Here is an 11,036-nt window from a genome sequence, read left to right as displayed (position 1 = left end):
ATGACGACCCGACTCAACAAATACATCGCCGAAACCGGCTTCTGCTCCCGCCGCGAGGCCGATCGCCTGATCGGCGAACGCCGGGTCACCGTCAATGGCGTGGCCGCCGGCACCGGTGCGGTGGTGGGCGAGGACGACACCGTGCTGGTGGACGGCCAGCCACTGCGCACGCGCGCCGCCAGCAAGCCCGGTGGGCGCAAGCATGTCTACATCGCGCTCAACAAGCCGGTGGGCATCACCTGCACCACCGAAAGTTCGGTCAAGGGCAACATCGTCGAATTCGTCGGCCACGAGCAGCGCATCTTTCCGGTCGGCCGGCTCGACAAGGAGTCCGAGGGGCTGATCCTGATGACCAGCAACGGCAACATCGTCAACGAGATCCTGCGCGCGGAAAATCGCCACCAGAAGGAATATCTGGTGGCGGTCAACAAGCCGGTCACCGACGAATTCCTGCGTGGCATGGCGCGCGGCGTGCGCATCCACAACGAGACCACGTTGCCGTGCCGCACCGCGCGCATCGCCAAGTTCGGCTTCCGCATCGTGCTGGAGCAGGGCTTGAACCGGCAGATCCGCCTGATGTCCGCCGAATTCGGCTACCGCGTGACCCAGCTGCGCCGTGTGCGCATCGACAACATCAAGCTGGCCGCGCTCAAGCCCGGGCAGTGGCGCAATCTCAGTGATGCGGAATTGCGCGGATTGCTGCCGCAACGCACCGATTGGTGATGGGGCCCGGCGCGATCGGCCGCACATAGCGGCACGGTGCGCCGGCTGCGCATGTGCAGCCCGATGGCCGCGCATGACCGGCTCGGTCATACTTGCGCCGCTGACAGCCAGCTGGGGGAGCAGGCAGCGTGATCAAACCGACATTGCCGGACAACGAAGCCGAACGACTGGCCGCGCTGCGTCAGTACGAGGTGCTGGATTCGCCGCCCGAGCGTGCCTTCGACGACCTCACCATGATCGCGTCCACGTTGTGCCAGACGCAGATGGCGGCGGTGGTGCTGGTGGACGAGCAGCGGCAATGGTTCAAGTCCGCACATGGCGCGCCGCGTAGCGAAGCGTCGCGCGATATCTCGTTCTGCGCGCATGCGATCCTGCGCCCGGACGAAGTGATGATGGTCGATGACACCTTGCTCGACCCGCGCTTCCACGACAATCCGATGGTGACCGGCAGCTCTGCGGTGCGCTTCTATGCCGGCGCGCCGTTGGTGACCAGCGGCGGCATGGCGCTGGGCTCGCTGTGCGTGTTCGACCAGACCCCGGCGCATCTGCGCGAAGAGCAGCGGCAGGCGCTGCAGGCATTGTCGCGGCAGGCTGCACATCTGCTGGAACTGCGCCTGGCCGGCAAGCGCCTGCGCCAGCAACTGCATGAGCGCCAATGGTACGAACAGCAGCTGGCAAGTTACTACGCGCAAATGGATGCCTTGAACGCCGATCTGGTCGAGCAGACCCGCACCGATCCGCTGACCGGCCTGCCCAATCGACGTGCGTTTGCGGCGGCCCTGGGCGTGGCCATGGAACAGACGCGTGCGGCGGGCCAGCCGTTATCGGTGGCGTTGCTGGACGTGGACCACTTCAAGACCGTCAACGACGTGCACGGGCACGATCAGGGCGATGTGGTGCTGCGCGAGCTGTCGGCGTTGCTGCGCGCGCATGTGGCCGGTGCCGGCACCATCGCGCGTTACGGCGGCGAGGAATTCGTGCTGCTGCTGCCCGATGTGGATCTGCTGCAGGCACGCGTGCAGTGCGAATACCTGCGCCAGAGCGTGGCAGTGATGACGATCGCGCTGCCGGTGACGGTGAGTATCGGCGTGGCCACGCTGCATCCGCAGGAAAGCGCGGACGCGGTGATCAAGCGCGCCGACCAGGCCCTGTATGCGGCCAAGCGGGGCGGGCGCGACCAGGTGGTGGCGTTGGGGTAGGGGTGTCCGCACGCGAGTGCGTCATCGATAGGGCCTGTCGCGGCCTGGGCCGCTCCTACGACGACGGTTGTTGTTTGTGCGGTGCCGTCAGTCGACGATGTTCTTCGCCTCGGCGGTGCCGAGCAGTTCCGGATGCACGATCGTGCGTCGGCGTTCCAGCACCGGATGCAGGAACACCGCGCCGAGAATGATCGCCACGCCGAGATAGAACTGCACGGTCAACTCGCGTTGCTCGCCGAGCAGGGCGATCGCCAGCACGATGGCGTAGACCGGTTCGAGATTGGTCACCAGCTGCACCGAGTAGGCGCTGAGATGGCGCAGCGCCACCAGCGCCAGCGCAAACGGCAGCAGGGTGCAGGCCAGCGACAGCACCAGCAGCAGGATGCCGTCGTGCAGGCCGGGAACGATCAGCAGATCGCCATGCAGCGACGGCAGCACCAACGGCATGGCCGGTGCCAGCACGGTCAAGGTCAGCGTGCCGGCACCGAGTTCCAGTGCGGTGACGGTGAGCGGGTCGGCATGCGCGACCATGCGCTTGTTGAGCGAGCCGAACAGGCCCACGAACACCGCAGAAATCGCGCCGACCACCACCCCGGCACGCATGCCATCGGGCACCCCGCCGACCACCAGTGCCACCCCGGGCAGTACCGCCAGGCCGAACAGCAATTCGCGCGGGCGGAAGGGGCGCTGCGTCACCCATGGCTCGATCACTGCAGTGAACACCGGCGCCAGCGCGATGCAGGTCGCCGCCACCGAGGCATTGGCCAGCTTGATCGCGCCGTAGAAGGTCAGCCAGTGCAGGGCCACCAACGCGCCGATGCCGCAGTAGCCCAGCACCACGCGCGCGGACAGGCCGCGCAGCCCGCGCCATACCCGCGGCAACAGCGCCAGTGCCACCACCACGATCAACATGCGCCACCACACCAACGGCAACGCCGGCAGCGTGATCAGCTTGCCCAGGATCGCGGTGATGCCCCAGAGCAGGACGCAGAAATGGATTTGCAGTTGCGCCTTGCGCAGGTCGGTCATGGCCATGCGCCATTGTCGCGCAAGACGCGCCGCAACGCCGCTGCCTAGTGCGCCCCCAACGCCTGCAGCAATGCCATTGCCGCCGCCGGATTGCGCTCCTTGGCGGCGCTGATGAAAAACACGAACACCTCGCGCGGTGTGGGGGCGACCTGCGTCGCCGCCGCGACATGCGGCAGGTCCTCCGGATCGTCGCCGCGCCGCCAGGCCTGGATGCGCTCGGCCCAGCGCGCCAGTGCCGGCGCAGGGTAACCGGCATGCAGGCGTGCCTGGCTGCGCATCAGGCGCGCATAGACGAAGTCGGTGGACAGATCGGCAAAGGACGGATGCGCGTCCGAGTCGGTGAACACCGTGGCCACCCCATGCCGGCGCACCAGTGCCAGCAGCGAGGCATCCACCGCGTCGTGGTCGCGGATTTCCAGCACATGGCGCAGCACGCGCTTGCCGGCGCGCTTGGGCAGCAACGACAGGAACGCGTCCAGGTCGTCGGCCTGCAGCCGGTGCCCCTGTTCGAACTGCCACACCAGCGGCCCCAGCGTGTCGCCGAGCTCGACAATGCCGCCGATGAAGTCGTCCACCTGCGCCTGGGTGGCGGCCAGTTTGCGCGACTGGGTGATGCGGCGCGGTGCCTTGGCCGAGAACACGAACCCGGGCGGCACCTGCTCGCGCCACTTCGCGTAGGTGGCCGGTTTCTGTGCCCCGTAGTAGGTGCCGTTGATCTCGATGGCGGTGAGGTGGCGGCTTGCGTATTCCAGCTCGCGGCGTTGTACCAGCCCTTCCGGATAGAACATCCCCGCTCGCCACGGCGCATACACCCAGCCGCCGATACCGACGTGGATGCCATCGAGCGCGGGCGGGGTGGCGGCGAACAGATCGGTCATGAGGGATTCCACGTTGGCGTGAGCGCGTGCCTGGCATGTCCGGTGCACGCACCTGTGGCAGGCCGCCCCGATGATAGCCCCGCCGGCTTCGCCGTGACGCCCCGCGTTTGCCGCAGCGTCCGCGCGCACGCCCAGGCAGGCGCGGCCGTTGCCCGGGACCATCTGCAGGCAAGGGATGGACAGCGATCCAGGCGCAGCCAGCCAAGCGGCGCGGCGATCGGCGGCCTCCTCGGCGGCTTACGCGGACGCGGCCATGCCGCTACCATCGCAGCTCGCCACTTCCGGACCGCAGCGATGACCTGGACCACGCCCGATCTGTGTGACCGCTTTCCCGAGGTGAGCATCGCCGAACCGGTGTTCCGCTCCTACGGCGCACGTGGGGCATTCTCCGGGCCGATCGTCACCGTGCGCTGTTTCGAGGACAACTCGCGCGTGCGCGAACTGGCCGCCACGCCCGGCGACGGACGGGTGCTGGTGGTGGACGGGCAGGGCTCGTTGAAACATGCCCTGCTCGGCGACCAGATCGCCGCACAGGCGGTCGCCAATGGCTGGGCCGGCGTGTTGATCCACGGCTGCGTGCGCGATGTGGAGGTCCTGGCCACGCTGCCGCTGGGCGTGCTGGCGCTGGGCGCCTGCCCGCGCCGCACCGAGCGGCGCGATCTGGGCGATGTGGATGTGCCGGTGAATTTTGCCGGCGTGGCCTTCGTGCCCGGCCATTGGCTGTATGCCGATGGCAACGGCGTGTTGGTGGCACCGCTGCCACTGTCGCTGGACAGTGCGGGCGGATCGATTTAAGCGACATGCGAGGATCTGGGACAGTGACCGTGAACCGATGGCTGAGTGGAGGCGTGCTGATGCTGGCAAGCGTGGTGGCGACGACGCAGGCGGCCGAGCTTCCCGCCGGCATGCAGCAGTTCGACGCGCAGATGGAGCGCGTGCGCGAGCAGTTTGATGTGCCCGGCATTGCGGTGGCCATCGTCAAGAATGGGCAGGTGGTGCTGGAGCGCGGCTACGGCGTGCGCGAGATCGGCAAGCCTGCGCCGGTGCAGGCCGATACGCTCTTCGCAATCGCTTCCAACACCAAGGCCTTCACTGCCGCGTCGCTGTCGATCCTGGCCGACGAGGGCAAGCTCTCGCTCGATGACAAGGTCGTCGATCACCTGCCGTGGTTCCGCATGTCCGACCCGTACGTCAGTGGCGAGATGCGCCTGCGCGATCTGCTCGCGCACCGCAGCGGCTTGAGCCTGGGCGCGGGCGACCTGCTGTTCTGGCCGACCACCAGCTACAGCACCGACGATGTGGTGCAGCGCCTGTCCAAGGTGCCGTTGAAGGGCGGTTTCCGCGATCGCTACGCCTACGACAACATCTTGTACGCGGTGGCGCAGAAGGTGATCGAGCAGGTCTCCGGGCAGAGCTATGCGGCGTTCCTGCAGCAACGCATCTTCGCCCCGGTCGGCATGCGCGGCACGCGCTTCAATGCCGACCATCTGCAGCCGGGCGACAATGCGGCGGTGGGCCATGCCAAGTACGACTTCACCGAGCTGCGCACCGTCGCGCCACTGACCTGGTCCAACAATTCCGGTGCCGGCGGCATCTATGCCAGCGCGCACGACATGGCGCTGTGGATGAAGGTGCAACTGGCCGGCGGCGTGCTGCCGGATGGCAGCCGGCTGTTCAGTGCCAGGCGGCAGCAGGACATGTGGTCGATGATCACGCCGATCGCGATTGCCGAACCGGCCGTGCCGGAGCTGGCGGCAGCACGGCCCAATTTTTCCGGCTACGGCGAAGGCTGGAGCCTGAGCGATTACCGCGGCCATCGGCTGGTCTGGCATACCGGCGGCTGGCCGGGCATGGTGTCGCGGCTGACGCTGGTGCCCGACCAGCAACTGGGCGTGGTGGTGTTGACCAACCAGGAAGTCGGCGCGGCCTTCAATGCAGTGACCCTGCAGGTGCTGGATGCGTTCCTGCAGGTGCCGGCCACCGATTGGACCGCCGCCTATGCCAAGGCCGTGGCCAAGGCCGATGGCGATGCGGACACCAGCTGGAAGATGCATCTGGACGCACGTGCAGCGCGCTCCACGCCGTCGCTGCCGTTGCGCAGCTATGCGGCGACCTATCGCGACCCGTGGTACGGCGATGTGGTGATCCGTCAGGACGGCAAGCGCCTGCGTCTGCAGTTTTCCAAGACCGCGCAATTGATCGGCACGCTGGAGCATTGGCAGCACGACAGCTTCATCGTGCGCTGGGACGACCGCTCCCTGAATGCCGATGCCTTCGTCAATTTCGCGCTGACCCCGGATGGCGCGGTGCGCGAGATGCGGATGGAGGCGGTGTCGCCGCTGACCGATTTCAGCTTCGATTTCCAGGATCTGGTGTTGACGCCGGTGGCGGCAGCGCAGCCGACGCAGAAGTGATGCCTCGCTGATCCTTGCGGCGGCCACCGCCACTGCACCGAGCGTGCGGTGGCCGGCTGCCTGTGCTGCAGCGTCGGCGCCGTGCGCACCGATGGCCTGGCGGTGGGGCGCCATCGGCGCCGCAGCCGCACACCGCGCATGGGCCGATCAGTGCGGACTTGCGCAACCGGGCTCGGCGCATCGGCCACGTGTCGTCCGGGCCAACCGTGACGATGACTCCAGCCTCGCTCCGCCAAGGCCTGCGCGCCAGCTGCACGATGGCTATCGCCCACCGACACGGCTCGTTATGATCCGCGCACTTCTCAGGGATGTCGCCGAACGCATGACCACTCCGCAGATGTCGGTGTACTTCTTCCTGCAGGCCGCCGCGATCCTGCTGGTCTGTCGTCTGGTGGGGCTGCTGGCCAGGCGGATCGGCCAGCCGCAGGTGGTGGGCGAGATGATCGCCGGGGTGATGTTGGGGCCGTCGCTGTTCGGCGTGCTGGCACCTGCGACGCAGGCAGCCCTGTTTCCCAGGCAGACCATGGATGTGCTGTACGTGTTCGCGCAGTTCGGCGTGGGCCTGTACATGTTCCTGGTCGGTACCGACTTCCGCGGGGACCATTTCCGCGCGCGCTATCGCAGTGCGATGAGCGTGTCGATGGCGGGCATCGCGGTGCCGTTCGCGTTGGCCTTTGCCCTGTGCCCGTGGTTGATCAACGTCGGCGGCCTGTTTTCGGAAAAGGCCAAGTTGATGGAGGCCTCGCTGTTTCTGGGGGCGGCCATCGCGATCACCGCGTTCCCGATGCTGGCGCGCATCATCCACGAGCGCGGTCTGACCAATAGCCCGTTGGGCACGCTGGCACTGACTGCAGGTGCGTTCGACGATGCGGCGGCGTGGTGCATTCTTGCCGTGGTCCTGGCCAGCTTCGGCGGCAGTTGGGGCAGTGCCTATCTGGCCATCGGCGGCGGGGTGGCCTATGCATTGTTCATGATCTTTGTCGGCCGGCATCTGCTGCGCCGCCTGGACGCCTACGTGGTACCGAACCAGCCGCTCGGCAACGGTGTGCTCGCGGTGGTATTGATGCTGTTCTGCCTCAGCGCGTGGGCAATGGATGCGATCGGCATCCACGCCGTGTTTGGCGGCTTCCTGCTGGGCGTCTGCCTGCCCAGGGGGGCGTTGACCGAAAAACTGCGCGAGATGCTGCAGCCGTTCGTGGTGGTATTGCTGCTGCCGCTGTTCTTCACCTATTCCGGCCTCAAGACCCAGCTCAGCGTGCTGCTGCAGCCGCAGATCATGCTGGCAGGCGTGGCGATCCTGGCCGCATCGTTCATCGGCAAGGGCGTGGCCTGCTGGGCCGCGGCGCGTGCCACCGGCGAGAACAACCGCGATGCGATGGCGATCGGCTCGCTGATGAATGCACGTGGCCTGATGGAGCTGATCATCATCAACATCGGCCTGCAGGCCGGGGTGATCGAACAAGGCCTGTTCTCGGTGCTGGTGCTGATGGCGATCCTCTCGACCCTGATGGCCACGCCGCTGTTCAACTGGATCATGCGACGCCATCGCAACGTGACCGATGCGGTGCCGAGCCTGCAGCAGCGCTGAGGCGCTGCCATCGATTCCACCGATGCGGGCAGGCGCTGCTGTCGCCTGACGCCTGCGCCGCGATGGTGGTCGCATCCAGGCGCCTCGATGCCTGCTGCGATACACGGCGCCCCGCGCGCTGGTGTGCGCTGGCGTCGCGCGGCTTGCGGGCATCCGTGCAGCATCCCGGCACCGTGCGGCGGCGGAGTCATCATCCCGGCGTGTGTGGCCGGTCCGTTGCAGGTGCGTGCGCGCGCCTGCAGGACGATAGCGGCAGGGTGCAGCTTGCGGCACCGGCGGCGCAGCGATGCAGCCAGTGGCGCGGCGCTGCATACTTGCAGCGCAAACAGGTAGCCAAGACACGATGAGCAAGGCCAAGAAGAAAGCTGCACAGCAGGCGGTGCCCGCGCCTGCGCCGGTGTATCAGCTGCATGTTTCGCTGGTGGAGAGCGCGCCGTTGATCTGGCGCCGCGTGCTGGTGGCGGGGGCGCTGCGCCTGGCCACGCTGCATCGCGTGCTGCAACCGGTGATGGGCTGGCACGGCGCGCATCCGTACGAATTCGACCTGGGCGGCGGCCGCTATGGCGAGTCCGGGCTGGACGTGCCGGACCGCTCGCGGCTCAAGCACGCCGCGCGCGTCACCATCGAAAGCGCGGTGGGCGAGCTGGAGCGCTTCGACTATTTCTATGGTGCCCGCGCCGGCTGGCAGCACCGCGTCCAGGTCGAGGCGATCCTGCCGCCGGACGCGGGCTTGCGTGTGGCCCGTTGCGTGGACGGCGCCAACGCCTGCCCGCCGGAAAACAGCGAAGGGATCGACCACTACCAGGCATTGCTGCAGATCATCGCCGACCCGGATCATGCCCAGCATGTGCAGGAACTGGCCACTTTGGGCGGGCGCCTGGAGCCGGGCCATTTCGATCCGGCCGAGGTCAACCGCCTGCTCGCGCGTGTTCGTGAGTGAGCGCCACTGCGCAGGACGTTGGCCAGCGTGATCCCGACGCGCGCTGGTCAGCACGGTGCGGCCAATGGCTGACATCCCATGACCTGTGATGGTCACCGGGCCATGCCTGGCGCAGGCAGCCGCAAGCGATGCAAGGGAGCCGGTTGTTCGGCGCGTGCAGCCCATGCCTGGCTTGCGTCTGTGGATGCAGGCGCCGGCACCGGCGCCACTGCAGCTTGACGCGCGATCAGCTAGCCTGAGCCCCCGGTTTTTCCCGAAAGTGTCTGCGATGTTCCGCTGGTTCGAATCCCTGATCGATGTCTTCCCGCCCATCGAGCGGGACATGCCGCCACGTAGCGTGTGGCGGTTCTACCTGCATTACCTGCGGCCGTTGTGGCCGATCCTGCTGGCCACGCTGATCGCCGGGTTGCTGCTGGCCCTGGTGGAGGTGGCGATGTTCGACTTCCTCGGGCGCATCGTCGACATGCTGGCCGAGCGACCGGGAGCGGACTTCTTCCGCCGGCATGCCGGCGAGTTGACCTGGATGGCGGCGATCACGCTGGTGGCGCGGCCATTGTTCACCGGCCTGCACAACCTGTTGGTCAACCAGGCGATCGTGCCGGGGCTGAGCAACCGCTCGCGCTGGCTGATGCACAACTACGTGGTGCGGCAGAGCCTGGGCTTCTTCAACAACGATTTCGCCGGCCGGATCGCCAACCGGGTGATGCAGACCGGGACCTCGCTGCGCGAATCGGCGGTGCAGATGGTCGATGCGCTCTGGTACATCGTGGTCTACACCGGCAGCGCGCTGTGGTTGTTTGCGCAGGCCGACCCGTGGCTGATGCTGCCGCTGCTGATCTGGCTGGTGGTGTACGTCGCGTTGATGGCGTTCTTCGTGCCACGCATGAAGGCGCGCGCGTGGATCGCATCGGATGCGCGCTCCAAGGCCACCGGGCGCATCGTCGACGGCTACACCAATATCTCCACGTTGAAGCTGTTTGCTCATGCCGGCCGCGAACAGGCCTATGTGCGCGATGCGATCGACGAGCTGGCGGTGAAACATCGCGGGCAGACCCGCGTGACCACCACCATGGATACCGCCATTGCGGTGGCCAACGGCTTTCTGATCGTCGGTACGTGCGGGCTGGCGTTGTGGCTGTGGAGCCGCGGCCAGATCAGCGTGGGCGCGATCACGCTGGCGACCGGCCTGGTGATCCGCATCCACAACATGTCCGGCTGGATCATGTGGACGGTCAACGGCATCTTCGAAGACATCGGCAGCGTGCAGGACGGCATGCAGACCATCTCGCAGCCCGTGCTGGTGCAGGACGCGCCCGACGCAGTGCCGTTGCAGGTGACCCAGGGCCAGGTGCAGTTCGAGCACATCCATTTCCATTACGGCAAGCGCGGCGGGGTGATCGCCGGGCTGGATCTGCAGGTGCGTGCCGGCGAGAAGATCGGCCTGGTCGGCCCATCGGGTGCGGGCAAGTCGACCCTGGTCAACGTGTTGCTGCGTCTGTACGACCTGGAGCAGGGACGCATCCTCATCGATGGGCAGGACATCGCCCAGGTTACCCAGGAAAGCCTGCGCGGGCAGATCGGCCTGGTGACCCAGGACACCTCGCTCTTGCACCGTTCGATCCGCGACAACCTGCTGTATGGCCGGCCACAGGCCAGCGACGCGCAGATGCTGGAAGCGGTGCGCAAGGCGCGCGCGGAAAGCTTCATCGACACGCTGGTCGATGGCGAAGGCCGGCGCGGATACGATGCGTACGTGGGCGAGCGCGGGGTCAAGCTGTCGGGCGGTCAACGGCAGCGCATCGCCATCGCGCGGGTGCTGCTGAAGGATGCGCCGATCCTGATCCTGGACGAGGCCACCTCGGCGCTGGATTCGGAAGTGGAAGCGGCGATCCAGGACAGCCTGGACGCATTGATGGGCAACAAGACCGTCATCGCGATCGCGCACCGCCTGTCCACCATCGCGCGCATGGACCGGCTGGTGGTGATGGACGCCGGACGCATCGTCGAGACCGGTACGCATGCGCAGCTGATCGCGCAGGGCGGGCTGTACGCACGCCTGTGGGCGCGGCAGACCGGCGGGTTCGTTGCGGCCGATGGGTGATGTGGTTGTCGAGTGGGTGGCGGAAATGTGCAGCCACGGCAGCGACGGCACTGGCAAACCCCTCTCCTGCAGGGCGCCAAGGCACGGCCTGCGCGCCACTGGCGCGCGTGGCCTGGAGCGCCCGCTGCAAGCGCGGGCCGGGGCGCGGAGCGGGCGCTCCAGGC

9 protein-coding genes are annotated in these 11,036 nt (G+C 67.3%); 7 read left to right on the top strand and 2 right to left on the bottom strand.

Annotated features, from left to right (window positions below):
• Together EO139_RS04325 and EO139_RS04320 are read left to right on the top strand one after the other, a co-directional pair.
• Complete coding sequence (locus EO139_RS04325) at positions 1–723, top strand: pseudouridine synthase (RefSeq protein ID WP_016903964.1); 723 nt, start codon at positions 1–3, stop codon at positions 721–723.
• A gap of 128 nt (positions 724–851) precedes the next feature.
• Positions 852–1,922 carry a sensor domain-containing diguanylate cyclase gene (locus EO139_RS04320; RefSeq protein ID WP_115677589.1) on the top strand — a complete coding sequence of 357 codons (1,071 nt, stop codon included), beginning with the start codon at positions 852–854 and terminating at the stop codon, positions 1,920–1,922.
• 87 nt (positions 1,923–2,009) lie between these two features.
• On the opposite strand, the gene EO139_RS04315 is transcribed toward EO139_RS04320, so the two are convergent.
• A complete protein-coding gene (locus EO139_RS04315; RefSeq protein WP_104581890.1) occupies positions 2,010–2,957 on the bottom strand; it encodes a DMT family transporter in 948 nt (315 codons plus the stop codon).
• Positions 2,958–2,995: 38 nt separating this feature from the next.
• Positions 2,996–3,829, bottom strand: a complete 834-nt coding sequence (locus EO139_RS04310) for a DUF72 domain-containing protein (protein ID WP_126969463.1) — start codon at positions 3,827–3,829, stop codon at positions 2,996–2,998.
• A gap of 294 nt (positions 3,830–4,123) precedes the next feature.
• On the opposite strand from EO139_RS04310, the gene rraA reads away from it, so the two are divergent.
• The 5 genes from rraA (at position 4,124) to EO139_RS04285 (ending at position 10,872) form a co-directional block, all read left to right on the top strand.
• On the top strand, positions 4,124–4,624 hold the full coding sequence (gene rraA, locus EO139_RS04305; RefSeq protein ID WP_126969461.1) for a ribonuclease E activity regulator RraA: 501 nt from the start codon (positions 4,124–4,126) through the stop codon (positions 4,622–4,624).
• A gap of 23 nt (positions 4,625–4,647) precedes the next feature.
• Positions 4,648–6,243, top strand: a complete 1,596-nt coding sequence (locus tag EO139_RS04300) for a serine hydrolase (protein ID WP_126969458.1) — start codon at positions 4,648–4,650, stop codon at positions 6,241–6,243.
• Positions 6,244–6,565: 322 nt separating this feature from the next.
• Entirely contained in the window at positions 6,566–7,831 is a 1,266-nt protein-coding gene (locus tag EO139_RS04295; protein WP_104582201.1) for a cation:proton antiporter, read from the top strand.
• Between the two features lie 343 nt (positions 7,832–8,174).
• Entirely contained in the window at positions 8,175–8,771 is a 597-nt protein-coding gene (locus EO139_RS04290) for a plasmid pRiA4b ORF-3 family protein (RefSeq protein ID WP_126969456.1), read from the top strand.
• 268 nt (positions 8,772–9,039) lie between these two features.
• Positions 9,040–10,872, top strand: a complete 1,833-nt coding sequence (locus EO139_RS04285) for an ABC transporter ATP-binding protein (RefSeq protein ID WP_104648064.1) — start codon at positions 9,040–9,042, stop codon at positions 10,870–10,872.
• The last annotated feature ends 164 nt before the right edge of the window (positions 10,873–11,036 follow it).

It is taken from the genome of Xanthomonas sp. BRIP62411 (assembly GCF_003993525.1).
GTDB lineage: Bacteria > Pseudomonadota > Gammaproteobacteria > Xanthomonadales > Xanthomonadaceae > Xanthomonas > Xanthomonas euroxanthea.
This window is presented reverse-complemented; position numbering and strand designations above follow the sequence as displayed.